At 71.5% G+C, this 26,304-nt stretch carries 17 protein-coding genes and 3 pseudogenes; 8 read left to right on the top strand and 12 right to left on the bottom strand.

Translation table 11 applies throughout. The annotated features are described in order from the left end of the window. Positions 1–3 precede the first annotated feature (3 nt). From QRN89_RS30285 to QRN89_RS30270, 4 genes and pseudogenes are all read right to left on the bottom strand, one after another. The gene (locus QRN89_RS30285) at positions 4–1,227 is read right to left on the bottom strand and encodes a macrolide family glycosyltransferase (protein WP_290352599.1); all 1,224 of its coding nucleotides are present in this window, start codon (positions 1,225–1,227) and stop codon (positions 4–6) included. After that, a complete protein-coding gene (locus tag QRN89_RS30280; RefSeq protein WP_290352598.1) occupies positions 1,224–2,294 on the bottom strand; it encodes a patatin-like phospholipase family protein in 1,071 nt (356 codons plus the stop codon). Before QRN89_RS30280 ends, QRN89_RS30285 begins: the two co-directional genes overlap by 4 nt. A 251-nt stretch (positions 2,295–2,545) precedes the next feature. After that, positions 2,546–3,190, bottom strand: a pseudogene (locus tag QRN89_RS30275) (sigma-70 family RNA polymerase sigma factor); the annotation flags it as partial. A gap of 120 nt (positions 3,191–3,310) precedes the next feature. Continuing rightward, a pseudogene (locus QRN89_RS30270) lies at positions 3,311–3,970 on the bottom strand (nitroreductase); the annotation flags it as partial. Between the two features lie 150 nt (positions 3,971–4,120). Between QRN89_RS30270 and QRN89_RS30265 the strand changes: the two are divergent. Next, positions 4,121–4,351: pseudogene (locus QRN89_RS30265) on the top strand (NAD(P)H-dependent oxidoreductase); the annotation flags it as partial. Between the two features lie 346 nt (positions 4,352–4,697). Here the strand turns inward: QRN89_RS30265 and QRN89_RS30260 are convergent. Together QRN89_RS30260 and QRN89_RS30255 are read right to left on the bottom strand one after the other, a co-directional pair. Further along, positions 4,698–5,183, bottom strand: coding sequence for a MarR family winged helix-turn-helix transcriptional regulator (locus QRN89_RS30260; RefSeq protein ID WP_290352597.1), 486 nt, complete (start codon positions 5,181–5,183; stop codon positions 4,698–4,700). A gap of 93 nt (positions 5,184–5,276) precedes the next feature. Then, the gene (locus tag QRN89_RS30255) at positions 5,277–5,924 is read right to left on the bottom strand and encodes a hypothetical protein (protein WP_290352596.1); all 648 of its coding nucleotides are present in this window, start codon (positions 5,922–5,924) and stop codon (positions 5,277–5,279) included. 456 nt (positions 5,925–6,380) lie between these two features. Between QRN89_RS30255 and QRN89_RS30250 the strand changes: the two genes are divergently transcribed. Then, positions 6,381–7,589: an epoxide hydrolase family protein gene (locus tag QRN89_RS30250; protein ID WP_290352595.1), complete on the top strand. Its 1,209-nt coding sequence runs from the start codon at positions 6,381–6,383 to the stop codon at positions 7,587–7,589. Positions 7,590–8,604: 1,015 nt separating this feature from the next. On the opposite strand, the gene QRN89_RS30245 is transcribed toward QRN89_RS30250, so the two are convergent. Both QRN89_RS30245 and trxB read right to left on the bottom strand, forming a co-directional pair. Further along, the gene (locus QRN89_RS30245; protein ID WP_290352594.1) at positions 8,605–9,813 is read right to left on the bottom strand and encodes a cation:proton antiporter; all 1,209 of its coding nucleotides are present in this window, start codon (positions 9,811–9,813) and stop codon (positions 8,605–8,607) included. Between the two features lie 72 nt (positions 9,814–9,885). Further along, a complete protein-coding gene (gene trxB / locus QRN89_RS30240; RefSeq protein ID WP_290352593.1) occupies positions 9,886–10,884 on the bottom strand; it encodes a thioredoxin-disulfide reductase in 999 nt (332 codons plus the stop codon). Positions 10,885–11,466: 582 nt separating this feature from the next. Between trxB and QRN89_RS30235 the strand changes: the two genes are divergently transcribed. Further along, positions 11,467–11,841, top strand: a complete 375-nt coding sequence (locus QRN89_RS30235; RefSeq protein ID WP_290352592.1) for a hypothetical protein — start codon at positions 11,467–11,469, stop codon at positions 11,839–11,841. Positions 11,842–12,002: 161 nt separating this feature from the next. On the opposite strand, the gene QRN89_RS30230 is transcribed toward QRN89_RS30235, so the two are convergent. Continuing rightward, complete coding sequence (locus tag QRN89_RS30230) at positions 12,003–13,892, bottom strand: SpoIIE family protein phosphatase (RefSeq protein WP_435833281.1); 1,890 nt, start codon at positions 13,890–13,892, stop codon at positions 12,003–12,005. 373 nt (positions 13,893–14,265) lie between these two features. Here QRN89_RS30230 and QRN89_RS30225 point away from each other — a divergent pair, with 373 nt between their 5' ends. The 5 genes from QRN89_RS30225 (at position 14,266) to QRN89_RS30205 (ending at position 23,544) form a co-directional block, all read left to right on the top strand. Beyond that, positions 14,266–18,495 carry a HAMP domain-containing protein gene (locus QRN89_RS30225; RefSeq protein WP_435833308.1) on the top strand — a complete coding sequence of 1,410 codons (4,230 nt, stop codon included), beginning with the start codon at positions 14,266–14,268 and terminating at the stop codon, positions 18,493–18,495. Continuing rightward, entirely contained in the window at positions 18,492–19,118 is a 627-nt protein-coding gene (locus QRN89_RS30220) for a response regulator (protein ID WP_290352589.1), read from the top strand. The genes QRN89_RS30225 and QRN89_RS30220 overlap by 4 nt, the downstream gene beginning before the upstream one ends. Before the next feature lie 638 nt (positions 19,119–19,756). Next, positions 19,757–20,326 carry a 2Fe-2S iron-sulfur cluster-binding protein gene (locus tag QRN89_RS30215; RefSeq protein WP_290352588.1) on the top strand — a complete coding sequence of 190 codons (570 nt, stop codon included), beginning with the start codon at positions 19,757–19,759 and terminating at the stop codon, positions 20,324–20,326. Further along, positions 20,323–21,306, top strand: a complete 984-nt coding sequence (locus QRN89_RS30210; RefSeq protein ID WP_290352587.1) for an FAD binding domain-containing protein — start codon at positions 20,323–20,325, stop codon at positions 21,304–21,306. The genes QRN89_RS30215 and QRN89_RS30210 overlap by 4 nt, the downstream gene beginning before the upstream one ends. A gap of 9 nt (positions 21,307–21,315) precedes the next feature. Next, positions 21,316–23,544 (top strand): xanthine dehydrogenase family protein molybdopterin-binding subunit, encoded by a 2,229-nt coding sequence (locus QRN89_RS30205; RefSeq protein WP_290352586.1) that lies wholly within the window; start codon positions 21,316–21,318, stop codon positions 23,542–23,544. 120 nt (positions 23,545–23,664) lie between these two features. Here QRN89_RS30205 and QRN89_RS30200 read toward each other — a convergent pair whose 3' ends face one another. From QRN89_RS30200 to QRN89_RS30190, 3 genes are all read right to left on the bottom strand, one after another. Then, entirely contained in the window at positions 23,665–23,949 is a 285-nt protein-coding gene (locus QRN89_RS30200; protein WP_290352585.1) for a YkvA family protein, read from the bottom strand. Continuing rightward, complete coding sequence (locus QRN89_RS30195) at positions 23,942–25,690, bottom strand: DUF6895 family protein (RefSeq protein WP_290352584.1); 1,749 nt, start codon at positions 25,688–25,690, stop codon at positions 23,942–23,944. The genes QRN89_RS30200 and QRN89_RS30195 overlap by 8 nt, the downstream gene beginning before the upstream one ends. 80 nt (positions 25,691–25,770) lie before the next feature. Continuing rightward, positions 25,771–25,977, bottom strand: coding sequence for a hypothetical protein (locus tag QRN89_RS30190; protein ID WP_290352583.1), 207 nt, complete (start codon positions 25,975–25,977; stop codon positions 25,771–25,773). Between the last annotated feature and the right edge of the window lie 327 nt (positions 25,978–26,304).

Raw genomic sequence — 26,304 nt, 5'->3', positions numbered from 1 at the left:
CCCTCAGCCTCGCTGTGACGGATCGACGGGAGCGGACCGGCCGACCGGGCCGGCCGCACACAGGTACCGCTCGACCTCGTCGGCGGCGCGCCGATATCCGCCCGCCTCGTGCTGGGCGGCCCGCAGAGCGGCAGCGGCTCCCCGGAAGCGGGCGTCGCCGAGCAGCCGCCCGGCGAGGGCACGCACGGAGTCCTCGGTGACGTCCTGGTTGCGGAGCGACAGTCCGGCGCCGAGTTCCACGACGCGCCGGGCCACCATCGGCTGGTCGGCACCCTGCGGGACCACCAGCATCGGAACCCCGGCGTACATGGCCTCGTTGACGCTGTTCATCCCGCCGTGCGTGACGAACAACGCCGCACGGGCGAGGACCTCCGGCTGCGGGACGAAACGGCGGGCGAGGACATTGGCCGGCAACGGACCCAGTGCGGCGGGGTCGGTCTGCCCGGTGGAGACGACCGCGGTGCCGCCCAGTGAGGCGAGCGCGGTGGCGAACGTGCGCAGCAGCCGCGGGTCGGAGTGGAACACCGTGCCCAGCGAGGCGTACAGCACCGGGCCCCGCAGTCGCCCGGCCGGGAAGGAGGGGTCGGCCGGGCGGGCGCCGATGCTCGGGCCGACGAACCGGTACGAGGCGTCGAACTCCTCGACCGCGGGCTGGAACGCCCGTGAGGTGTAGACGAGGTTGAGCGGCTGACGGATGTTCCCCACGTCGAGCAGGGGCAGGCGACCGGTGTCGAAACGGCGGCGCAGCGCGTGCCGGGAGCGCAGATAGCCCCGAACGCTGCGCGGTCGGGCCGTCGCCGCGGCGAGCAGGTCCCATGAGCCGCGGGTGGGGCTGGGCACCTGCCGGTTGAACGCGAAGGTGGTGAACGACGACGCCGCCGGCACACCCAGTTCGCGGGCGGCGACCGCGCCCCACGGACAGGCGTTGTCGTGGACGATCAGCTGGGGCCGGGTGCGGCGCAGGTCGGTGAGCACCCCGGGGAGCAGGCGGACGGCAGTGCCCGCAAGCCCCTCCATCAGTGTGACCGGCGTCGGAGGATCGGGAAGCGGCTGGTCGCCCCCGGGGTAGAGGCACACGGTCGCGCCGGCCGCCTCGATCTCCTCGCGGAAGGCGGGCGAGGTGTGGTACGTGACCGCGTGGCCGCGCCGGACGAGCTCGGCCACCACCGGCAGCGTCGGGTTGACGCGGCCGTGCATGGCGATGTTGAGGAACGCGATGGCAGTCACAGGGCGGCTCCCGGTGCGGAGGACTCCGAGGCCCCGCGCGGGCCGGGCGTCGCGGGTGGGGCTGTCGTCGCTGGCACGGTCGCCGTTGTGTTCTCCGACGCGGTCGCCGTCGAGCTGGCGGACGCGGCTGCCGTCACCGGTGTGGTCGCGGTCGCCGTTGTGTTCTCCGACGCGGCTGTCGGCACCGTTGTGTGCGCCGCCGGCGTGGGTGTTGCCGGTTCCGTCGGGCCGTTCTCCCGGTACAGGCCGGGACCGCTGACCCGAAGCCCGTCGAGGAAGCGTCCCGCCGCGCGGGACGCGGTGCTGATGAGTCGCTGGGAATGGCCGAAGTCCCATGGACGGGGCCAGGCCTCGATGCCGGTCGGCAGCACGACGGTCGGAACGTGCCGCGCCACCTCGTGCAGATCACGCTCGATCTGATGGTGCATCAGCAGCAGCCCCGCCCTCGCGGCGATCGCGGCGGCCCGCCGGCGCGGGACGGCCGGGCGCAGCGGCGCGCTCTCCGGCCCGGTCGACAGCACCACCACGCTGGCCGCCCCGGCCTGCAGGGCCGCCAGCACCGGGACGTAGGCGATCACGCCGCCGTCGACGAGCGTCCTGCCCTCACGATCGACCGGGGGCAGGATTCCGGGAACGGCCGCGCTGGCCAGCAGTGCGGACTCCAGGTCCCCGCGGTCGAGCAACGCCGGAGAGCCGGTGCACAGGTCCATGGCCACGGCGGTGAACGGGACGGGCAACTCATCGATCCGGCGCGGGAGCCCGGATTCGGCGATCAGCCGGCGCAGACCGCGATCGGTGAAGACACTGGCCCGCGAGGGCGGGTAGCCGAGCGGATACACCTCACGGCGACGCAGCCGCGTCCACACGCGGTCCAGCCGCGGAGCGGAGCCGTCGGGGTGGGCGGCGGCGACGGCCCCGATGAGGGCGCCCACCGAGGTTCCGATGATCATGTCGGGGACGAACCCGCGCTCCTCCAGCGCGTATCCGACACCGACGTGCGCCGCTCCGAGCACGCCGCCGGCACCCACCACCACGGCCACGGGGCGCGGGAGGGCGCACAGGCCCACCGGCGCCGGATCCTCCGAGGGCCGCCTCGCCGCCGGGGGGTACGCCCCGGCACCACCGGTCGTGGCCCTGCGTCTGTTGCGCCTCGCCCACCCGTCGAACCGGGTGCCTCCGAAGGGCAGGTGTGCCGGCAGGAAGGGTCTCCGGCCGCAGTACATCCTCATGATCCACCTTTCTCACCGCGGCTTTCGCCACGGCACCGAAGCGGACGGCTTTTTCGAGTGGGGGACCCGGCTCGTGTGCGCGAACCGGGACGGGTCCGCGAGCGGCGTCCGGATAACGGCCGCACGGACACCAGGCATCCGGGGGTGAGCAGGGCCTCCAGGGAGGCCACGTCCCCCGTGCGGGCCGCCGAGACGAAGGTGTCGACGAGACACCGGTGCTCCGTGGCGTCGACGCTGTCCTTCTGCTCGGCCGACAGACGCTTGCGGGCACGACTGACGATCTTCCGCGCGTTGACGAGACTGAGTTGAAGGATCTCGGCTATCTCGGAGTAGGCGTAGCCGAAGGCCTCGCGCAGGACGTACGCGGCGCGCTCCGTGGGGCCCAGCTTCTCCAGCACCAGCAGCAGGGCCAGTTCCAGCGCCTCAGCGCGTTGCGCTCCCGCCTCCGGGTCCGCACTGGTGTCGACGGGATCGGGCAACCACGGTCCGGGGTAGGTCTCCCAGCGCACTCGTGCGGACTGTGCGACGTTGATGGCCAGTCGGGTGGTGGTACTCGAAAGGAAGGCCACCGGGCTTACCACCGCGGAGCGGTCGGTCTTCTGCCAGCGCAGCCACACTTCCTGGACCACGTCCTCGGCGTCGGCGGCCCTGCCGAGCACGCGGTAGGCGATGCCGAAGAGACGCGGCCTGTGCTGCTCAAAGACAGCAACAGCCTCGTGGAGGTTGCTGGTCATGGGGGGTGTGGGGGGTGCATGTCCTTGCGGTTTCCGTTCGTACGGGTGGGGCCGTCCAGAGCCGGGCGCACGCTGCTGTCGTGGGGACCAGGCGGCTCCGGCAGGCGGTGCGGCTAACTCCTCGACGAACGTGACCGTCTCGGCGAGCGGCGCCCGGCCCGTGCGGGGGCGGCTGTCCGCCGTGTCCTCGAACCCGATCGACATGCCGCAGAAGAGGATGAGCTCGTCGGCGGGCGCCAGGACTTCCGCGACTGTCCGGTGGTACTTCGCCCATGCCATCTGTGCGCAGCTGTGCAGCCCTTCGGCGCGGAGCAGCAGCATGACGGTCTGCAGGTACATACCGACGTCGGACCACTGGGGCGGGCCCAGGTCGCGGTCGATGTAGCAGAACAGGGCGGCGGGCGCGCCGAAGCAGTCCCAGTTCGCGGCGGCGGCCCGCTGCCTCGCCTCCAGGTCCTCGCGCGGAATGCCGAGGGCTCCGTAGCGCTGCTCGCCGAAAGCGGACCGGCGTTCGCTGTAGGGGCACTTCAGCGCAGGCGGGTACTGCTGGTACTGCGGCTCGTCCCAGGGATCGCCGGCGAGCAGGCGCTCACCGGCGCGCCGCTTCAGCTCCCTCAGCGGCCCGCCGGTCACCACGTAGACACGCCAGGGCTGCAGGTTGGATGCGGACGGTGCCCATGCGGCGGCGGAGAGCACACGCTCCAGCACCTCTTTCGGGACACTCCGGCCGGTGAATCCGCGTACGGCCCGTCGGCTCCTGACCGCCTCGTAGACGTCCAAGATCACCGACCTCCTTCATCGGTTCGACGCCCCCACCTTTCGTTACACTCGTGATGGTATCACTCAATACTATCTGGTGCTTAACTACTGCCCCGTACGAATCCACCGCCCCGGTCCCGCGCCCGGGCGTCAACATCCCTGGAGAAGGCCATGGCCACGCTGCTGCACATCGACTCGTCCGTGTTCCCCGGCGAGGCGTCCACGTCCCGTTCGGTCGCGGACACCTTCCGTCGAGCCTGGGAGGAGCAGCACCCCGAGGGTGCGGTGATCCACCGCGACGTCGCCGCGAACCCGGTCCCGCACCTCACCGCCGACGCCCACACCGCCGGGTCGATCGCCGCGTCCGAACGCACCCCGGAGCAGTCCGCCGCGCCGGCCGAGGACGCGGCCGTCAAGGGGAAGTCGCTCGCGGCGCGCCTCACCGCCTGATCCGCCGGATCGAGGACGCCGTGTGACGTCTCGGTTCCAGGACGTGACACGGCGCCCCTCGCCGCCGGCGCTCAGCGTGACCGCCCGGGCGAGCGGCGTCCGGCACGCAGGCCCCGCAGGTCCCGCACGGGGGGAGGCCCCGAGCGGAGGGGGACCCCGCACACCGAGAGGTCCGGGCACACGCGAGGCCTCGTCGCCGCGCTCCGGAGCACGGGGACGGCGACGGCCCCGCACGGCCGGTTCGCCGGGACAGCCCTGGGGGGCGCACCGTCCACTCGGGCCCGGGTGCGCGGGCGCGCTACGCCTCCGCGTCGGCGGGATAGGCGAACCGGGTCAGCAGGTCCATCAGCTTCTCGGGCTCACCCGGGCCCAGTTCGGAGATGAGGCTCTCGGCCAGCGGCGCCGCCGCCACATGAGCCGCGTCGAAGAGCTCGACGCCCTGCGGCGTGATCTCGACCGACCGCGCCCGCCTGTCCCCCGGAACGGCTTTGCGCACGGCCAGCCCCCTGCGCTCCAGGTCGTCCACGACCCGCATGATCCCGGCCTTGTCCGAGCCCGTGGCCGCGGCCAGGTCCCGCTGCACCGTGGGCCCGCTGTCGACGAGCACGATCAGGACGGCGAAGTGCCGCAGCTCGATGCCGAGCGGGCGAAGGGCCTCCGCCATCACCGCGGCCGCGCGCCAGTGCGCCCGGCGCAGCAGCAGGCCGAGGGCGAACGGCGAGGCGTCACCGCGGCGGTCGGTCGCACGGGGGGCGGTGGTGGGGGAAGGAACGTCGGCCGCCATAAGCGCACACTACCAGCCATCCATTCATTCGATACGGTATCGAATGAAATCAAATGCGGTGGCAAGCGAAGTACGGCGTCCACCACCGCGCCGTCACCGATCGCGCGGCGGACGACCGAATGCCCACGCCCTCGCCGGCCGCCCACCGTCCAGGCCCACCGTCGTGGTGACCCGCACGACGGCCGGTTTCCGGGGGACGGACCCGAATCCGAAGCGCACCGGAGGCTCGACGGGTGCGAGGGGGCCCAGTTCCGCCCCCTCGAGGACGGCACGGGCCGTCACGATCGGCCGGAGGTCCCGCACGCCGTACCACTCACGCCGGTCGGCCCCGCTCCTGCCGCGGGTCCGCACACCAGGCATCAGGCGCGCCGGAAGGTCGACCAACGCGCTCCAGCCGGGACGGGCGGCCAGCGGGCCGGGCACGGCCCTCAGCAGCCACCCCAGGACACCTCGCGCACCGACACCGAGACGCAGATCGAGTGACGGCGCCGTGACGACCCAGCCCTTCGCCGTCGCCCGCACCCGCACCGGCACGACCCTGACCTCCTCGAAGGCGTACGTGGCGGCGACGAAGTCCGCGATCTGCCGGGCAGGGGCGAGCAGGAGACGCTCCCCGTCCTGCCGCTCGATCATCACGTCACTGAACGGTCCGAACGGCGAGCGCACCCAGTGCCCGACCACCAGACGAACACCCGACCGCGTCCCGAGCCCCGCGATCCAGCCGTCGAAGCGAAGCCGCACGCCCCGTGACACCTCCCTTCGCGGACCGCCCCCACCAAGGGCGACCGGCACACCGTTCCCGCAGGCGGCCCACGACCGTGCGGCGCAGTCGAAACGGCGGCACAGCGGGGCGGCTTGAGCCGTGCGCACCACCACCCGCACCCCGTCGGGGATCGCCGGCCTGGACACGGACCAATCCGACATGCCTGTCCGATTTGCCCATTTGTAAACGTTTGGGCTCCATGTTAGTTTCACCAGCGGAGCCAACGCCGCTCCCTCTCACCGCGTGGTATCACCGATGCCACTCGCGGTTGCACTCGTGCCGGTGACCGCCGCCAGGAGGCGCGAGCGACCGGCGTTCTGCCGCGACCAGCGACAGCGCAGCGTCCCGGAGTTCAGCCTCGGGACCCATCCCCTTTCGCCCCACGCGCGGCGCGCGGGCGGCGCACGCGCGGGCCACTCCACAGGGAGAGGCACATGTCCGCTACTTCCGACCCCACTGCGGTCCGGCCGTTCACGTTCGAGTTCTCCGACGCGGAGCTCGACGATCTGCGAGACCGGATCGTGGCCACGCGCTGGCCCGAGGAGGAGACCGTCAAGGATCAGTCGCAGGGCACCCAACTCGCGACGCTCCAGGCTCTCGCCCAGTACTGGGCCTCCGAGTACGACTGGCGCAAGGTCGAGGCCAGGCTCAAGGCGCTGCCGCACTTCGTCACCGAGATCGACGGACTCGACATCCACTTCATCCACGTCCGCTCGAAGCACGAGGACGCGCTGCCGCTGATCGTCACCCACGGCTGGCCCGGCTCCGTCATCGAGCAGCTGAAGATCATCGAGCCCCTCACCGACCCCACCGCCCACGGCGGCGCCGCCTCCGACGCCTTCCACGTGGTGGTTCCGTCGATGCCGGGCTACGGCTTCTCGGGCAAACCGAGCACCCCCGGCTGGGCTCCCGACCGGATGGCCGCAGCGTGGGGCAACCTCATGAAACGCCTGGGGTACACCAAGTACGCGGCGCAGGGCGGCGACTGGGGCGCGATCGTCACCGATCTCATGGGGGTCCAGGAGCCAGAGGGGCTGGTCGGGATCCACACCAACATGGCCGGCGCGGTACCGCCCGCCATCGAGGCCGCGGTCGCGGCCGGCAACCCGCTGCCGTCCGACGTGTCGCTCAGCTCCGAGGAGCGGGAAGCGGTCGAGCAGTTGGACTTCGTGTACAAGCACGTCGCCTACGCCCTCATGATGGGCTCACGCCCGCAGTCCCTGAGCGGGCTGGTCGACTCGCCGGTCGGTCTGGCGGCCTTCATGCTCGACCACGACAGGGACAGTCTCGAGCTGATCTCCCGGTCCTTCGCGGGACAGCCCGAGGGCCTGACCCGTGACGACGTGCTCGACAACATCACCCTGTTCTGGCTCACCCGGTCGGCGATCTCCGCCGCACGTCTGTACTGGGAGAACACCGAGGCCGGGATCCCGTTCTTCGGCGCCAAGGGCGTCCAACTCCCCGTCGCCGTCAGCGTCTTCCCCGACGAGCTCTACACACCCCCCAGGAGCTGGGCGGAGAAGGCCTACCCGAACCTCATCCACTACAACAGGCTCCCCAAGGGCGGCCACTTCGCCGCGTGGGAGCAGCCCGTGAGCTTCGTCGACGAGGTACGCACCGGACTGGAGCCGCTCCGCCGGTGACCGTGTTCCGAGCCGGGCTCCCGCGTGGCGCCCCGGCCGACAAGGGAGTGCCGCCGGCGGGGCTCGCCCCCGAACCCGTTTCGACGCGGGGCCGCCCGCCGGCCGGCACACCGCTCTGACCACGGCCCAGGGCACCGGACAGCCGGGAGGGCGCCGAACACCCGGCGCCCGCCCGCTGCCGGCCCGGGTCCGTGCCCGAGACGGCCCTGGATCCGGGAGAGCGCCGTCCGCGGTCACCCCGGTGGCGGCCCTCCCGCGGCGGGCAGCCGCACGCCACCACTCAGCAGCCGCCACCGCCGCAGCCGCCTCCTCCTCCGCCTCCGCAGCTGCTCGATGACGAGGACGACGTGTCGCAACTCCCCCCGACCGACCACGCGTTCGAGGTCACCAACCAGGTCGAGGCGCCCGCCTCCCCCACTCCGTGGTGCCGGCCGGCCCGGACCGGACGCTTCACGGCCTTACGGCCGCTCCCGCGGCTCATCCACGCGATCGCGCCGATCAGCACGACGGCACCGGCTACGACGGCAACAGTGACTCCCATGACCTCACCTTCCTCGTCCCCCGGAGCGAGGGTGCTCCCGATGTGAGGGGAGTTGCCCGAACACCGGTGAAACCAAAGCAGAGTTGAGGCAATCCAGAGGTTCGCACCGAAGGGCCGCCGGTCCGTGCCGGAACGTGAGCGCCTGGTGCGACCCCGGCGGACGGGCGCTTGCACCCGGACCCGGCCGGCGGGCGGATGCCCCCGGCGAGCGACCCGGGGGCCGGGGGACCCCGGTACGGACAGCGCCTCGTACACCTTCGGAGGTATGGGCGGGGTGCCGGCCCCCGGCCGGTACGGCATGCACGGCGCGGAACGTCGCTCGGGCGTCCGTCGACAGCGGTCCGATGCGGAACGGCGGAGCCGCGCCCGTCCGGGGACGCACCGGGCCGGATCCCGCCCGAATGACGCGTCCCGGGGCCTGCGCCCCGCGTCCGCCCGGACGGTCCCGGGCACAGGACACGAGCCCCGGCGACGTCATTCCCTCTCGGGATCGCGGCCGGATCCCGCGGCGCCCCGTGAACGGTTCAGCAAGGACAGGGCCAGCGGCGGGAACAGGACCACCGACAGCAGACCCGCGGCCACCAGCGCGGCGGCGTTGGCCGGCCGGATGGCGTCCAGCATCAGGCCGATCGTCGTCGCGGCCACGATGAACGGGAGCGAGGTGGCCTGTAGGAGACCGCCGGCCACGACCTCGGCACGCGAGAGGCCCGCCCTGCGGTAGACCAGTGCCGGCAGCCCTCGTACGAGGAGGAGTGCGGCCAGGAAGATCGGCACCCTCAGGGCTGTTCCCGCGTCCGCGAACAGCGCACCGAGGTCGAACTGGATTCCGCTGGTCACGAAGAAGACCGGCACGAGGAACCCGTATCCGAGGCCCTCCAGTTTGACGTGGAACTGCGGATGGGTCCGTTCGGCGTCGGGGTCGACGAGCCGGAGGACGACGCCCGCGACGAAGGCACCGAGGATGGCCTCGAATCCCAGGTGCAGGGCGATCGCCGACAGTCCGACGATCAGGACCATCGTCAGGCGGATGCGCAGCTGGGCGCTCGTGTCCGCCATCGTCACGACCGTTCGGGACACCGCCATGGAGCGTCCGGCGCCCACGGCGACCACCACGACGAGCACGGCCAGGCAGGCGAGTCCGACCAGGAGGAGCAGTCGGGCGGCCGGGCTGGAGGCGTGCTCGGAGAAGAACAGCGACAACAGCAGCACCGCGCAGATGTCACCCGCCGAGGCGCCGCCGATGGTCAGCCGGCCGACCGGCCGGTCCACGGCGCCGGCGTCCTTGAGGATCGGGACGAGGAGCCCCAGGGAGGTGGCCACCAGCGCGGTGCCGATCAGCAGCGGGCTCTCGACCAGTCCGGCGGTGTGGAGCAGCCAGCCGACGGCCGCGGCCAGCGCGAGCGAGCCCAGCAGACCGACGCCGACGAGCTTCCCCGCCGGGCCCTGCAGGTGTTTGGTGTCGATCTCGAGCCCGGCGAGGAACAGCAGGAAGCTCAGCCCGATGATCGACAGGGCCTTGACGGTGCTGTCCGCCTGCACCACACCCAGCACCGCCGGGCCGAGCACGATACCGGCGACGATCTCGAGGACCGGGCCCGGGAGGGGCACGCGGGGCATCAGGGCGAGGAGGAACGGGACGCCCGCGGCCACCGCGAGAACGATGACCAGGTTGTCGTACGACATGGCGGCTCCGGTGGGCCCCCACCGGGCGGGGAGCGCGCGCCGCCGATCCGGCAGCAGCCCCCGCCGTGCGGGTCAGTGGACGAGTTCGGCCACGGCCACGGCCTCGAGGCGGGCTTCCTCGTGGGTGGCGCAGTCGTCGAGCGCCGCGAGGTACCGCTCGGCGTCCAGAGCCGCCGCGCAGCCCGTCCCGGCGGCGGTGACGGCCTGCCGGTACTCGTGGTCGACGACGTCGCCGCAGGCGAACACGCCGTCCAGATTGGTGCGGGTCGACCGGCCCTCGACGGCGATGTATCCGGCGTGGTCGAGGGAGACCTGGCCCTTGACGAGCTCGACGCGCGGATCGAGCCCGATGGCGACGAACACACCGGTCACCGGCAGGTCGGTCTCCTCCCCGCTGTTCACGTCACGCAGACGGACGCCCGTGACCTTCTCCTCCCCCAGGATGTCGACCACCTCCCGCTCCCAGAGGAAGCGGATCCTGTCGTTGCGGCGCGCCCGTTCCTGCATGATCTTCGAGGCACGCAGCTCGTCACGGCGGTGCACCACGGTGACCGTGCGTGCGAACTTCGTGAGGAACGTGGCCTCCTCCATGGCGGAGTCCCCACCACCCACGACCACGACGTCGTGGTCCCGGTAGAAGAAGCCGTCACAGGTGGCGCACCAGCTGACACCGCGGCCGGACAGGCGCTTCTCGTTGGTCAGCCCCAGTTCGCGGTAGTGGGATCCGGTGGCGAGGACGACCGACCGGGCGCGGTGGGTCCGCCCGGCGCTGTCGACGATCTCCTTGGTCCCGCCCTCGAGACGGGCCTCCACGACGTCGTCGGCGATCAACTCGGCCCCGAACTGCTCGGCTTGGGCCCTCATCCTGCCCATCAGATCCGGGCCGAGCACGGGATCGGGGAACCCCGGGTAGTTCTCCACCTCGGTGGTGTTCATCAACGCACCACCGGCGGCGACCGACCCTTCGAACACGACCGGGCGCAGCAGTGCACGAGCCGCGTAGAGCGCGGCGGTGTATCCGGCCGGACCGGAGCCGACAATGATCAGATCCCGTACCGCGTCGTCACTCACGTTGACCACCTATCCGGGCTCGGGAGCGGGACGGGACCGGCGCGGGCGGCCGCCTTCCGGACCGCCCGCGCGACAACGCCACGCACCACCTGTTCGACGGCGCCGCTGCGGCGAACGGCAGTCCGAACCCCGCTCGGGGTGAGGTCCAGGCCGTCACCGGACGAACGCCGGCCGAGGCGCGCCACGGCGAGTTCCCCGCCTCGGACGCCTCCACCATGCACACGCGACGAGCCCCGCCGCATCCCGATCGCGCCGCAGGGCGCCGCGCGTACGACGGGATCGACGCGGAGGGTCCCCTGCCGGGGACGGAGCGGATCCGTGCGACTCCGCTCCGTGGGCAAGGAGCCTCGCGCCCGGCGCCGCGCACGCACCGCCGCCGTCCGGTTCCGCTCCGCCGCATGCCGCACGCCGCACCTCGCTCCGCCGGCCGGACGTCCGCCACGACAGGGGTCGCACCGCGCACACCCTCGTCACAAACCCCACACATGTCGATCGGATGTTGGCTAGTATCTGGCCGCGCCGAACCAACGCCGTCGGCCCAACACGCCGACGGCATCGAGCAGTTCGAGGGGGAGGAACTCCATGAAGGCCGTCACGCGAGCCGTGGCTCTCACGATCGCCACCACCGCCGTCGTCGCCCTGGGAAGCACCGGCACCGCTCACGCCCTGCAGCGCACCTGCGCCGTCAACGGCGCCTACTGGTGGCTGCCGGACACCTGTCACACCTACAGCGTCGCCGCCAACCCGTCCGGTCACTTCGTCGACATCGGCATCTGGCCGTACCGGGGGTGCACGTTCAGCTGGAAGGTGCGCGACATCGCCAACAACGTGGTCGTGCGTGCCGGCCAGACCGGCAACCACAACGAACGCATCCACGGCCTCTACGGCTACTACAAGCTCGAGGCCACCAAGGTGGGCACCGGCTGCGGCGGCGACGTCAGCATCGACAACACCTGACCGCTTCGCGCGACGACGTCGTGCACGGTGTGCCGGAGTCGCGGTTCCCCGGGGCGGAGGGCACACCGTTCCGTGTGCGCCCTCCGCCCCGGTCGGTGACCGCGACGTGCCGTGCCCGCCGTGGCGGTGAGGGCCGGGCCACGGGCCTCCCGGAGGGCGCGTCACGTCGTGGGTTCGCCCGCGTACGGGCCCGCCTGCGTACGGCGCGGCTGCCGGGCGGCGTCCGGGTCCGCGCCCGGCCCGCCCCCCGGCAGCGGCACCGGTGTCGCTTCGATCACCATCACGGCGAGGTCGTCGTCGATCGGGCCGGCGTCGAAGTCGTGCGCCGCCTGCCGCACCCGCTCCGCCACGGCCTTCGCCCCCATTCCGACGCACCCGCGCAACACCTCGGCCAGCCCGTCGGCATCGTCCAACTGGCGGTTGCCCCGGCGGCGTTCGGTCACACCGTCGGTCACGCACAGCAGGGTCTCGCCGGGGGCCAGGTGGAAGGTGTTGGCGTGGAACTCGGCACTGTCGGAGACCCCCAGCAGCAACTGCGGGTCGGCGGCGGGCTCGACGTCGCCCTCGGCCGACAGCAGCAGCGGCAGCGGGTGCCCGGCGCTGGCGATGGTGCAGCGCGCGCCGCCCTCGACGAGATCGGGTTCGAGCTCCCCGTAGAGCAGGCTCAGGAAGCGCGGCCCTGCCTGCTCGCCGCCGAGCGCGACCGCCTCCGCGCCCTCCTCGGCCAGTGCGAGGTTCAGCCTGCCGAGCAGTGACTCGACGCCGTGCCCCTCGCGGGCGAGCAGGCGCACCAGGTGCCGGGCGAGGCCGGTGACGGACATCGCCTCGACGTCGTGGCCCATGACGTCACCGAGCAGGAAGCACCAGCGGCGGTCCTCGATGTCGCCCATCGGGAACAGGTCGTAGAAGTCGCCGCCGACCGTCTGGCCCTCGCCTCGGGGCTCGTAGACGATCGCCGTGTCGAAGCCCGGTATCTCCGCGAGGGATTCGGGCAGTTGCCTGCGCTGGAGCGCCCGGCTGATGGTGGCCTGCTTGGTGTAGTGGCGGGCGGTGGCCAGGGCGTGGGCCACGCGCCGCGCGACGTCCTCCGCGAGCCGGGCGAGACCGTCGGTCATCTGCGACACGCCCTTGCGTCCGAGCAGTACCGCGCCGTGGCAGGAACCGCCGGCGACGAGGGGGAAGAGCAGCGCGGAGCCGCCCGCCCCCGCCGCGTCGGCGTTCTGCGGCCAGGGCCAGGGAATGCCGGTCGTACGGAGCCGGGCGGGTGGCGGGTCGTTCTCGAGCGCCTGGCGCAGTGCGCCGATGCACCGCTCGTCGGTGTGCCACACGCGGGAGAGCCGCATGGCGCCGGACTCGGTGGTCAGCCACACACCGCACCAGTCGGCGAGTCTGGGCACCATGAGCTGTCCCGCGATCGCCGCGACCATGTCCTCGTCCAGCTGCCCGGCGAGGAGTTCGCCGGCCTCGGCGAGGAAGGTGGGGCCGCTGCGGTCGACCCACTCCGCGGTGCGGCCCCGGCGGGGACGCGGCCGGGAGGGAGGGAGGATCCCGGGGGACGGCGGCTCGTGCCCGTGGAGGGCGTCCTCGGCCGGGACACCGGCGGTGTGCCCGGCGACGGTGTCGTCGGAGGCGCCGGGTTCCGTCGCGCCGCGGGCGGGCTCGAGCCGGAACCACACCGACTTCTCGCTGTGCCGGTAGATCACCCCCCAGGACTCGGCCAGTGCGCGTACGAGCTGGAGACCTCGGCCGCGGCCCTCGCGCCACGCGTCCTTGCCGCCGCGTACCGCGCGGGAGGGATTGTGGTCGATCACTTCGACGACGACGCCCGAGTGCCCGGGCCCCTGCACCGCGAAGGGGGCGAGAGGGCCGGGTCCGGAGTCGAGATGGCACCCGACCTCGACGTCCGTACCGGCGTACATGATCGCGTTGGTGACCAGTTCGCTGACGAGGAGCACGGCATCGTCGGCGAGCCCGCGGCCGATCGCCGGCGGGGGCGCGGAGGCGGCTCCGGAAGACGTCGGTGCGCCGCGTTCGGCGAGTGCGGTACGCACGAATTTTCGCGCAGCGGAAGGCGCGAGCTCGTTCGCGGGGAGCCTCATCCGCGCAACGGACTCTCGTGGGTAGAGCGAGGACGGCCCCACGTGCGGCCCCTGGATCACTTCGACATTCAGAGCACCCAATGTAACCTAATAAGGCCGTCAAGATGACTATATGTACCGATTTCAGAGGTACTGATTCCCGCGAGACGCACCGATTCCCGAGAATGGCGTGCCCATGGCACTCGACCCGGCCGCACCGGATTCCGCTCTCCCTGCCGCACAGCCCGGCGAATTCGGCGCATCACCCGAAGACACCGGTCGAGCCACCTCCGCCCCGGACGGGCAGTGGGTGCGCGCGGCCGAGTTGCGCCCGCTCCTCGCCGCCATGGACTCGCTTCGTGACGGGGACTTCACCGTACGTGTGGAGGGGACGCACGAGGGCCTGCTCGCCGAAATGGCGGGAACGCTCAACCAGATCGTCGCGCGCAACGCGCATCTGGCGTCGGAGCTCCAGCGGGTGCGTCGCGAGGTGGTCCGGCAGGGCCGGCTGGACGAGCGGATCGCGGCGAGTCCCGGGCAGGGCGCGTGGACGACCAGCGTGGACGCCACCAACTCCCTGCTCGAAGCGCTGGTCACGCCCGTCGCGAACGCCACGCGCGTCCTGGACGCGGTCGCGGACGGCGATCTCACCCAGCGGGTCGAACTCCACCACGAGACCCGCGAGCTCCGCGGCGATCTGCGGAGGCTGGGCCGGGGCGTGAACCGGATGGTGGACCAGCTGTCGCTGTTCACCGGCGAGCTGACCCGGGTCGCCCGCGAGGTCGGCACCGAGGGCCGCCTCGGCGGCCGCGCCAAGGTGCAGGGGCTGTCCGGGGACTGGCACTTCGTGACGGAGGCCGTCAACACGATGGCCGCGCGGCTGACCGCGCAGGTGCGCGACATCGCGGTCGTGACCACCGCGGTGGCACGCGGCGACCTGACCCAGCAGGTGACGGTCGAGGCGACCGGCGAGCTGCTGGAACTGAAGCTCACCGTGAACACGATGGTCGACCAGCTGCGGGCGTTCGCCGACGAGGTGACCCGGGTGTCCCGCGAGGTCGGCACCGAGGGGCAGCTGGGCGGCCGCGCCCAGGTCCCGGGCGTCTCCGGCGTCTGGAAGGACCTCACCGACAACGTCAACTTCATGGCCTCGAACCTGACCTCCCAGGTCCGCAACATCGCCCAGGTGACCACGGCGGTCGCCAACGGCGATCTGAGCCAGAAGATCACGGTGGACGCGCGCGGGGAGATCCTGCAGCTCAAGAGCACCGTGAACACGATGGTCGACCAGCTGTCCGCGTTCGCCGACGAGGTCACCCGCGTCGCCCGCGAGGTCGGCACCGAGGGCCGCCTCGGCGGCCGCGCCCAGGTACGCGGCGTCTCCGGCGTCTGGAAGGACCTCACCGACAACGTCAACTTCATGGCCGACAACCTCACCTCCCAGGTCCGCAACATCGCCCAGGTCGCCACCGCCGTCGCCCAGGGCGACCTGGGCAAGACGATCACCGTGGAGGCGAAGGGCGAGATCCTGGAGCTGAAGTCCACGATCAACACGATGGTCGACCAGCTCTCGGCGTTCGCCGACGAGGTCACCCGCGTCGCCCGCGAGGTCGGCACCGAGGGGAACCTCGGCGGCCAGGCCCAGGTACGCGGCGTCTCCGGCGTCTGGAAGGAGCTGACGGACAACGTCAACTTCATGGCGCTGAACCTGACTTCGCAGGTCCGCAACATCGCCCAGGTGACCACCGCCGTCGCCGACGGTGACCTGTCCAAGAAGATCACGGTGGACGCGCGCGGCGAGATCCTGGAGCTGAAGGACACCATCAACACGATGGTCGACCAGCTGCGGGCGTTCGCCGACGAGGTCACCCGCGTCGCCCGCGAGGTCGGCACCGAGGGCCGCCTCGGCGGCCGCGCCCAGGTACGCGGCGTCTCCGGCGTCTGGAAGGACCTCACCGACAACGTCAACTTCATGGCCGACAACCTCACCTCCCAGGTCCGCAACATCGCCCAGGTCGCCACCGCCGTCGCCCAGGGCGACCTGTCGAAGAAGATCGACGTCGACGCGCGCGGCGAGATCCTGGAGCTGAAGACGACCATCAACACGATGGTGGACACCCTCTCCTCGTTCGCCTCCGAGGTCACCCGCGTGGCCCGCGAGGTCGGCAGCGAGGGGCAACTCGGCGGCCAGGCCCGTGTCGAGGGCGTCTACGGCACGTGGAAGCGGCTGACCACGAACGTCAACGAGCTGGCACTGAACCTGACCACCCAGGTGCGTGCCATCGCCGAAGTGGCCAGTGCCGTCACCCAGGGAGACATGTCCCGCTCCATCGCGGTCGAGGCGCAGGGCGAGGTCGCCGAGCTGAAGAACAACGTCAACCTCATGGTGGCCAACCTGCGCGAGACCACCCGCGCCAAGGACTGGCTCGAGTCCAACCTCACCCGCATGGCGGCCCTGATGCAGGGGCACCGCGACCTGGTGGAGGTCGCGGACCTGATCCTGCGCGAGCTGACACCGCTGGTGAACGCGCAGTTCGGCGCCTTCTTCCTGGCCGAGGCCGGCGCGCCGCCCGGCGCGGGCCTGGAGTTCATCGCGGGGTACGGGACCGACCAGGCCGGCGGACGCGGACCGCTGCCGGGAACCGGCACACCGGGCCGCGGTCTGATCGCCCAGGCCGCCCAGGAGAAGCAGCGCATCATCATCACGGACGTACCGCCGGACTACATCACCATCAACTCCGGCCTCGGCTCGGCGCTCCCGCACAGCGTCGTCATCCTGCCGATCCTCTTCGAGGACCAGGTGCTCGGAGTGATCGAACTGGCGTCGCTCAGCAGGTTCAGCGATGTGCACCTGGCCTTCATCGACCAGTTCGCCAACACCATCGGTGTCTCCATCAACACCATCATCGCCAACTCCCGCACCGAGTCCCTGCTGTCGGAGTCGCAGCGGCTCACCGCCGAGCTGCGGATGCGCTCCGACGAGCTGCAGCGCTCCAACGCCGAACTGGAGGAGAAGGCGGCGCTGCTCGCGACGGCCTCGCAGTACAAGTCCGAGTTCCTCGCGAACATGTCGCACGAACTGCGCACCCCGCTCAACTCGCTGCTCATCCTGGCGCGGCTGCTCGCCGACAACCCCGACGGTCATCTCTCCGAGCAGGAGGTGCAGTTCGCCGCGACCATCCACCGCGCGGGCTCCGACCTGCTCCAGCTCATCAGTGACATCCTCGACCTGTCGAAGATCGAGGCCGGCCGGATGGACGTGCACCCGAAGCAGCTGCCGCTGGACAAGCTGCTCGACTACGTGCACGCCACGTTCCACCCGCTGACCGTGGACCGCGGGCTGAGCTTCGAGATCGAGGTGGCCGACGACGTGCCGCGGGAACTGTTCTCCGACGAGCAGCGACTCCAGCAGATCCTGCGCAATCTGCTGTCCAACGCGGTGAAGTTCACCACCTCCGGCGGAGTGCAGCTGCGCGTCGAGCGGGTGTCCGGGGAGCGTTTCGACGAGGAGACGCTGAAGAGGGCGGAGGACGTCGTCGGTTTCTCGGTGAAGGACACCGGGATCGGCATTCCGCCCGAGAAGCTTCCGGTGGTCTTCGAGGCGTTCCAGCAGTCCGACGGCACCACCAGCCGCAAGTACGGCGGCACGGGCCTCGGGCTGTCGATCAGCAGGGAGATCGCGGGCATGCTCGGCGGCCGGATCGTCGCCGAGAGCGAGCTGGGGGTCGGCTCCCGGTTCACCCTCTACATACCGGCGCGCTACCCCGGTGCCGCGGCCACACCGGAAGCGGCGGCGCTGCGCGTCACCGGTCCCCCTGCCGCCCCCGCCGAACTCGGACCCGGGCCGGCATCGGTCTCCGCCCCTGCCGCTCCCCCGCCCGCGCTCCCCGTCCGGCAGGAGCCGGCGCGAACCGCCCCCGACTACCCGCCGAACACCGTGGTCGGCGGTCCGGACGGTCTGGTCGGCTGGGGAACCGTCACGGCCGCGAACGTCCGGGAGGACGCCTGGCCCGAGACCACACGGCTCAAGGAGTGGCTGAGCGGCCGCCCCGGCCGGGTCCTCGCCGGACGCCTCATCCTCATCGTCGACGACGACATCCGCAACGTCTTCGCGCTCACGCATGTGCTGGGCCGCGTCGGCATCACGGTGAAGTACGCGGAGAACGGCCGCGAGGGCCTCGAGGTCCTGCAGCGCTTCCCCGATGTGTCCCTTGTCCTGATGGACATCATGATGCCCGAGATGGACGGCTACGAGACGATACGAGCCATCCGGTGCACCCCCCGCCTCGCCCATCTGCCGATCGTCGCCCTGACCGCCAAGGCCATGCCGGGTGACCGCGCCAAGGCCATCGACAGCGGTGCCTCCGACTACGTACCCAAGCCCGTGGACATCGACCATCTGCTGTCGGTCATCTGCGACCTGCTCGACCCGCAGGGCGCGCCCTCGGCCCCGAAGCCGGAGCGGGAAACCGGGCGGACACGGGACCGCCGTCCCGGTCCGGAGTCAGCCGGGGCGCAGTCCGGCACCGGCGACGGCGACGACGGCCACGAGCATCGTGGAGGCGGGGGGACATGACGACCCCCGTCCCCGACAAGTGCAGCATCCTCCTCGTCGACGACATGGAGGAGAACCTCATCGCGCTGGAAGCCGTGCTCGGCCCCCTCCACCAGGAACTGGTCCGTGCCTCCTCCGGGGAGGAAGCACTGAAGGCGATGCTGCGCCAGGACTTCGCCGTCGTCCTGCTGGACGTCCTGATGCCCGGCATGGACGGCTTCGAGACCGCCGCCAACATCAAGCGCCTCGACCAGACCAAGGACGTGCCCATCATCCTGCTGACCGGGACCGACGCGGACACGGACTACGCCTACCGCGGATACGCGATCGGCGCCGCCGACTTCCTCACCAAGCCGTTCGACCCCTGGGTGCTGCGGACCAAGGTGAGCGTCTTCCTCGACCTGGACCGCAAGAACCGCCAGCTGGCGACGCAGGCCGAGCAGTTGCGGCGGCTGCTGGCGTCCGACCGGGCATCGGTGGAGGCGGCGGGACCGCAGGAGCGGCTGGCGGAGATCGCCGAGGAGCTCGCCCAGATCGAGTTGCACCTGCGCGACACCGACGCCCCGGACGCGGTCGCACTCGCCGAGCGCACGGCCCGGCTGCGCCGTGCGGTGAACAGCCTGCGGGTGCGGCACGCGGCCTAGCCTTGCCGACCGCGGGCCTCGGCGAACAGGGCGCAGGCCGACGGGGCGCAGGCGTTGGCGGCGCTCGCGTGGCCCGGCCCACGGCAGCGGCTTCCCCGCGTGGCGGCGGGGCCGAGTCCGCACCGCGCGGGACCTCTCCGTGTCCGCGGCGACGCCCGGCCTTGCCGTACCCGCCGGCGCGTCCGGGCGCGTGGAACGGCCTGCCCCGCCGGGACGGACATCGGCGTGCCGCGCGGTGACACATGCGGCCGATGCCCGTGGCGCTCCGTGGCGTTGGTCCTGGCCACGGGAGCCGCGGTGCCACCGGGGAGTGGAGTGCGTCCGGTGCGGGGAGTGCATGCGGTGCGTCCGGTGCGGGGAGTGCATGCGGTGCGTTCGGCACAGGTGCGCGCAGTGCACCAGGTGCGGGCGGCACAGGCGCGGGGAGTGCATGCGGTACGGGAACGGACCCGGTGCGGGCGGCACCGCGGCGGCATGAATCGCGGCGCGACGGCATCTGCGAGACCCTGGGATGAAGGGCACGCCCCGGGTGGCGACGGGCCGCTGGGGGGACGTGTGCCGACCCTGGGGGAAGCGTGCCGACCACGGCGACGCACGTCCTGATTGGCACCCGCACCTAGCGAGGAAGGCGGGCTGTGATGAGCGATCCGGATACGGGCCCCGCCGAGCGGAGCCCGGGCGGGATGGCCCAACTCTCGGCGATATGGCTGAACGTCAACGATCAGGTGCGGGAGCTCGAGGTGGATCCACGGACCTCGCTGCTGGACGCGCTGCGCGAACACCTGCGGCTGAGCGGCACCAAGAAGGGATGCGATCACGGTCAGTGCGGTGCCTGCACCGTGCTGGTCAACGGCCGGCGCGTCAACGCGTGCCTGTCCCTCGCCGTCATGCACGAGGACGACGAGATCGTCACCATCGAGGGCCTCGGCGACCCCGACCACCTGCACCCCATGCAACGCGCCTTCGTCGAGGAGGACGGCTTCCAGTGCGGCTACTGCACCCCGGGCCAGATCTGTTCGGCCGTGGGGATGCTCACCGAGGTGGAAGCGGGCTGGCCGAGCCACGCCACCGCCGATGTGACCTCGCGGCGGATCGCGCTGACGGACGAGGAGATCCGCGAGCGGATGAGCGGCAACATCTGCCGGTGCGCCGCCTATCCGAACATCGTCGCGGCCATCCGCGGCACGGCGGAAGGCGGTACGCCATGAGGTCCTTCACCTACGAGCGGGCCACGGACGCGGAGTCCGCCGTCGCCGCGGTGTCGAAGGACGGCGCGAAGTTCATCAGCGGCGGGACCAATCTGCTCGACCTGATGAAACTGGACATCGAGCAGCCCAGCCATCTGGTCGACATCAGCCGCCTCCCGCTGCGGGACATCGAGGAACTCCCTGACGGCGGACTGCGCATCGGCGCCCAGGCGACCAACTCCGTGGTGGCCGCGGACGCCTGGGTGCGCACGCGGTACCCGGTGCTGTCGGAGGCGCTGGTCTCCGGTGCCTCGGGCCAGTTGCGCAACAAGGCGTCCACCGGTGGGAACCTGCTGCAGCGCACCCGCTGCCCGTACTTCTACGACACCACCGCCGGGTGCAACAAACGCGATCCGGGATCGGGGTGTTCGGCGATCGGCGGGTTCAACCGGATACACGCCGTCCTCGGCGCAGGCGACTCCTGCATCGCCACCAACCCCTCGGACATGGCCGTCGCCCTGACCGCGCTCGACGCGGAGATCGAACTGCTCGACGCCGACCGGTCGGTGCGCCGCGTCGCCATCGACGACTTCTACCGGCTGCCCGGCGACACACCGCACATCGAGACCGTGCTGCGGCCCGGCGAGATGATCACGGCTGTCGTCCTGCCCTCGCCGCCGCCGGGCCGGCAGCGGTACCGCAAGGTGCGCGACCGGGCGTCCTACGAGTTCGCGCTCGTGTCCGTGGCGGCCGTCGTCTCGACCGACCAGGGGAGGATCGACGAGGCACGGGTCGCGTTCGGCGGGGTGGCGCCCAAACCGTGGCGGTCCGCCGAAGCGGAGGCCGCGCTGACCGGCCGCCCGGCCACGATGGACACCTACCGCTCCGCCGCCGAGGCGGCCATGCGCGACGCGGTCGGGCGCGGGCACAACGACTTCAAGATCGAACTGGCCAGGCGCACGCTGTGCCGCACGCTGGCGCAAGTGGCCGGGGCGAGCTGAGGAGGCGAGATGATCGGGGACGCCGTGAACCGCGTCGACGGCCCGTTGAAGGCCACCGGCCGGGCACCCTACGCCTACGAGCACTGGGAGGCCGGCCGGCCGCTGTACGGCTTCATCGTCGGTGCCACGATCGGCAAGGGCCGTATCACGCGGATCGACACCGAGAGCGCCGAGAACGCGCCCGGTGTCGAGTTGGTGATGACCCATCACAACGCGCCGGTGCAGGGCCCGCGCGACGAGTCGATCCCGTTCGAGTACTGGCGCGCCCAGCCGGAGCTGACCGGCCCCGACGTGCACCACTTCGGCGAGCCGGTGGCCCTCGTCGTCGCCGGGACCCTCGAGCAGGCCCGGGCCGCTGCCGACCTCGTCGAGGTCGAGTACAGCACCGGGCGGGGACGTTTCGACTTCTCCGAGTTCGAGGACGACGTGTACATCCCGAAAGTGGTCAACGCCGGACTCCCCACCGACACGGAGGTGGGCGACTTCGACGCGGGGTTCGACAGCGCGGAGGTCAAGGTCGACCAGCACTACACGACCCCGTACGAGTTCTCGCTGCCGATCGAACCGAACGCGTGCCTGGCGGAGCCACGGGACGACGACCTGATCGTCTACGTCAGTTCCCAGATCGTCAACGCGGCGCAGGCCTCGGTCGCCGCCACCCTCCGGATGGACCCGGAACGGGTGCACGTCGTCGCCCCCTTCGTCGGCGGGGGATTCGGCTCCAAACTGGGCATCCACTCCGAGACGATCCTGGCGGCGCTCGCGGCCCGCGTGCTCCGCAGGCCGGTCAAGGTCGCGATGACCCGTCAGCAGGTCTTCCAACTCGTCGGGATGCGCCCCATATCGAGCCAGCGGGTCCGGCTGGGCGCGGAACGCGACGGACGGCTGACGGCGATCGCCCACGACGTGACCATGCACACCAACCCCGACATCGAGTACGCCGAGCAGACCGCCGCCACGACCCGCAGCCTCTACGCCGCGCCCCACCGGTTGACCAGCCACCGGCTTGCGGCGCTCGACCTGCCGCGCGGGACGGACGTCCGCGCGCCGGGCGAGGCGCCGGGCATGCTGGCGGTCGAGTCGGCGATGGACGAGCTGGCCGACGCCCTCGGGATGGACCCGGTCGAGCTGCGGATCCGCAACGAACCCACCGTCGACCCCGAGCGGGACGTGCCGTACAGCGACCGGCACCTGGTCGACTGCCTCCGGGAAGGCGCACGCCGGTTCGGGTGGGAGAACCGCCCGGCCACGCCGGCCAGTGTGCGGGACGGGCGGTGGCTGGTCGGCTACGGGATGTCCGCGGCGATCCGGGGGCACTTCCAGGGACCGACGACGGTGCGGGTGCGTCTGGAGGCGGACGGCACCGCCGTCGTCCGGACGGACATGACCGACATCGGCACGGGCACCTACACCATCCTGACCCAGGTCGCGGCCGAGGGACTCGGACTTCCCCTCGACCGGGTGCGGATCGAGCTGGGACGTTCCGACTTCCCCGCCAGCTGGGGGTCCGGAGGTTCGTGGGGCGCCACCAACTCGTGCACGGCGACGCACCGGGCGTGCCTGGCCCTGCGCGAGGAACTGCTGGAGGCGGCCCGCGGCGACGCACGCTCCGCGCTGTACGGCCTGGACCCGGCCGGCGCCGAGTTCTCCGACGGCGACGTGCGCATCGGCGCCACGTCCGAGGCACTGGCGGAGATCGTCGCGCGCAGCCGTCCCGAGGGTCTGGAGGCTGAGGGCCAGGTCCGCTACATGGGCGACGAACCGGACTACGCGGACTACTCGATCAACACCTACGGGGCCCACTTCGCCGAAGTGGGGGTCGACGCGGACACCGCCGAGATCCGGCTGCGGCGGATGCTCGGCGTCTTCTCGGTGGGCCGCGTGTTCAACCCGAAGACGACCCGCTCGCAGCTGATCGGCGGAATGATCTGGGGAGTCGGCGCGGCCCTGGAGGAGGAGGCCGTCGTCGACCCGAGGTCCGGTGCCTTCGTCAACCGGGATCTCGCGGGATACCTCGTGCCCGTCCACGCCGACATCACCGACGTGGACGCCGTCGTCCTCGACGGGTACGACGACAAGGCCAACGTCCTGGGCGCGAAGGGCGTCGGTGAGGTGGGCATCTGCGGGGCCGGCGCGTCGGTCGTGAACGCGGTGTTCAACGCCACCGGCGTACGCGTGCGCGACTTCCCCGTCACCATCGAGAAGGTGCTGCCCGGTCTGCCGCCGATGGTCGCCTGAACCGACCGCCCCGCCCGCCGGCCGGTCGTGCGCCGGCCGGGTCGGCGAAGCCGTCGGTGAGGTCCCCCGATGCCCCGGCGCGATGGGCGCGAACCGGCCGCCGGGCGGGCCGGGACGGGGTCATCCGGGCTTCTGCCCGGTCGCACCCCGAGCGGCGGTGTGCAGGGCGCGGAGCGCGAGCATCAGCACGCCGATGTCGTCGAGGTACACCGGGTCGGGCAGCACGTCGACGGGCGACACCGTGTAGAGCACGGCGGCCCAGAACAACGCCTTGTCCCTGAAGGGCACTCCGGCGTCGAGGAGCGCCCTGCGGGCCCTGACCACCCGGAGGAGCATCCAGGCGGCGCACCCGGCCGTCGCCAGGGCCGTCGCACCGACGATCCACCAGAGGACTCCGTCATCCATGGGGTTCGTCTACCCCGGCCGCGCCCGGTGAGTCCGCATAGACGGGGCCGCTCCTCCACGGCGCCCCTGTGTCTGGGGCGCCCCCGCCCCCGGCGAGCACCCCGTCGGTGACCGTGAGGGTCCGTCGCCCGGTCGTCGCCACGGCGGCAAGGGCGATGACCGCACTCCGCGTCCAGGAGTACTGGGCCTGCCGGCGTGCCGTCCGGTCGTCGAAGGCCGGGTAGCCGAAGGCCCCGTGGGTGTTCTGCTGGGCGATCAGGAAGGACACGGCGTCCCGCGTGATGCGGTGGTGGCCCCAACCCTCCTGGACGAGGGTGCGGAGCGTCGCCGCCATCTGCCCCAAGTGGTAGTTCTCCCGGGCCTCGCACAGGGAGACCGCGGCGTGAAGGGGCCCGAGGTTCTTTTCGTGGTGCGTGGTCTGCCGGGGGATCGCCGAGGCGGCGGACTGCTCGAGGACGCCGAGGCTGACCAGCCGGTCCACACCGCCGGCGATGTCGGCGGGGATGCTCTCGAAGGAGGCGACCGCGTCGGCGGTGCGTCTGAGATGTCCGTCGAGGGAGGGGCAGTGGACTCCTGCCTGCCGGAGCGCCACGGCGAACTCCCCCGCGATCTCCATGCCCTGCTCCTGCCAGAAGGCCGGGTCAGCGTCGGCGAGTTGTGCCGCGTAGTGCTCGAGTGAGGGGCGGACGAGGCCGGGTTCCCGGATCGCGGCCGCTCCCACAGCGGCCGCGGTGACCCCGGCGAGGCCGGAGCGGTGGTCCTGCTCCGGACTCGTGTCGCACAGCCACATCACGGCGCGCCTCAGGGGTGTCCGCAGGGGGACGTCCACGGCGGGCGGAGAAGGGGGAGGCTGGGTGCGACGCCGGGGACTTCGCTCGAGCAGTCCGGCCAGGGCGGCGACGATCGTGGTGTGGTAACCCTCGGCCCAGTGCCGAAAGCCGCTGTCCCCGGCGTCGATTCCTGGGTGGAGTACGCCTTCGGGGCCGTTCACCCGACCATTGTCCTCCTGGACCGACTCCAGGAAGGCCCAGGCACGGTCCGCCGCGTGGGAGTCGGTGACACCGAGGCAGTACAGGCAGCACAGCAGCTCCCCGACCAAGTCGGCGTTGGCACGGGCCTCGGCCAGGACGAGGAGCGCTTCGAGGAGTTCGACCCCCTCACCGGGTCGGAATCCGCGAGGCCACACCGGGTCGCGCAGGCCGAAGTCGGTGACGTAGAAGACGGTGTGCGTGATGGCGTAGACGTCTCGATCGGCCAGCTTCAGCACGTTCGGGCGGCGGCACAGGAGCGAGAACGGCAGCACGTCGTCCATCGAGGGCAGGTCGTGCTCGATTCCGCACAGGTACAGGGTGTGGAGCAGGTCCAGCTGCCGGTACGGGACACGCTCGAAAGCCGCCGCGTACCCGCCTTCCACGGCTTGCCGGATGATGCGCTGGAACTCCGGGGCGTCGCGACCGCAGAGCCGCAGCGCCGCGTACGTACCGGCATACAGCAGCAGGGCGCTCTCGTCCCGCGCGATCATCTCCTGATAGCCGGGCTCCCGGGCGGCTTCCTCGACCTGCTCGAGGATGGCCGCGTAGTCATCCGTGAGTGGTGCGTCGTCGAGCCGGGCTCGCAGTCCCGCCAGAAACGCCGTCTCGATCAGCGCCTTGCGGGTGAAGAGCACGGTGTCCGGCTGAGCGCCGCGCGGGTCCAGCAGAGCCCGGCGCGCAGCGAGCCAGGCGACTGCCCGATCCTCCACCGCGCGCCTTCGAGATGACCTGGCGCCGGGCTGTTCTGCTTCCACCGTGATCCTCCCGGCAGTCATCTTGCTTTGCTCGTTCAGCTGTCAGTGGGCGCCGGGGCGTCCGCTACTTCGTTGGCGACGACCAGCACGTAGCGCTCCCACGCCAGTACATAGCCCGCGACATCGTCCAGTTGACTGACCTGGCCGACCACACGCTCCAGCGGAACGCTGAGATCGACCAGCCCACTGGTCCTGAGGAAATCCAGCGCTTTTCGCGCATCGACCGACGGTGGACAGGACATGGCGAACCTCCTGTTCGGAGTCCAATGATTCCCTTCCACTATCTGCCAATGGGCATGGCAGCGGAATATGCGCGCGGAAACTCATACAGTCATATCTACCCAATGATGGGGACATACGGCCTGTGGGCGTATGGCTCACCGCTGCTCCTTTCCGTCCGGCATGTCCGCACGATCCGGCCTCCAGCCGGGGCGTGCGGAACACCATCAGGTCGTACGGCGGCTGCCCGCACGCCACTGGGTCGCCGTGTGATCTTCCCCCCGGGAACGGGTAGTCGGGCCGGATGTTCAAGCATCGGCGTGTACGGGTTGCGAGTGTCCTGCTGAGCA

It is taken from the genome of Streptomyces sp. HUAS CB01 (genome assembly GCF_030406905.1).
Classification (GTDB): domain Bacteria; phylum Actinomycetota; class Actinomycetes; order Streptomycetales; family Streptomycetaceae; genus Streptomyces; species Streptomyces chengbuensis.
The sequence above is the reverse complement of the archived record's forward strand: the minus strand, read 5'-3'. Positions and strand labels throughout refer to the sequence as shown.

What these genes read in the sequence shown, in the direction of transcription:
- QRN89_RS30200 (WP_290352585.1), bottom strand. Translation starts at nt 23,949, where the DNA reads ATGGATGACGGAGTCCTCTGGTGGATCGTCGGTGCGACGGCCCTGGCG.
- QRN89_RS30235 (WP_290352592.1), top strand. Translation starts at nt 11,467, where the DNA reads ATGAAGGCCGTCACGCGAGCCGTGGCTCTCACGATCGCCACCACCGCC.
- QRN89_RS30260 (WP_290352597.1), bottom strand. Translation starts at nt 5,183, where the DNA reads ATGGCGGCCGACGTTCCTTCCCCCACCACCGCCCCCCGTGCGACCGAC.
- QRN89_RS30190 (WP_290352583.1), bottom strand. Translation starts at nt 25,977, where the DNA reads ATGTCCTGTCCACCGTCGGTCGATGCGCGAAAAGCGCTGGATTTCCTC.
- QRN89_RS30250 (WP_290352595.1), top strand. Translation starts at nt 6,381, where the DNA reads ATGTCCGCTACTTCCGACCCCACTGCGGTCCGGCCGTTCACGTTCGAG.
- QRN89_RS30220 (WP_290352589.1), top strand. Translation starts at nt 18,492, where the DNA reads ATGACGACCCCCGTCCCCGACAAGTGCAGCATCCTCCTCGTCGACGAC.
- QRN89_RS30215 (WP_290352588.1), top strand. Translation starts at nt 19,757, where the DNA reads ATGAGCGATCCGGATACGGGCCCCGCCGAGCGGAGCCCGGGCGGGATG.
- QRN89_RS30225 (WP_435833308.1), top strand. Translation starts at nt 14,266, where the DNA reads ATGGACTCGCTTCGTGACGGGGACTTCACCGTACGTGTGGAGGGGACG.
- QRN89_RS30205 (WP_290352586.1), top strand. Translation starts at nt 21,316, where the DNA reads ATGATCGGGGACGCCGTGAACCGCGTCGACGGCCCGTTGAAGGCCACC.
- QRN89_RS30210 (WP_290352587.1), top strand. Translation starts at nt 20,323, where the DNA reads ATGAGGTCCTTCACCTACGAGCGGGCCACGGACGCGGAGTCCGCCGTC.
- QRN89_RS30245 (WP_290352594.1), bottom strand. Translation starts at nt 9,813, where the DNA reads ATGTCGTACGACAACCTGGTCATCGTTCTCGCGGTGGCCGCGGGCGTC.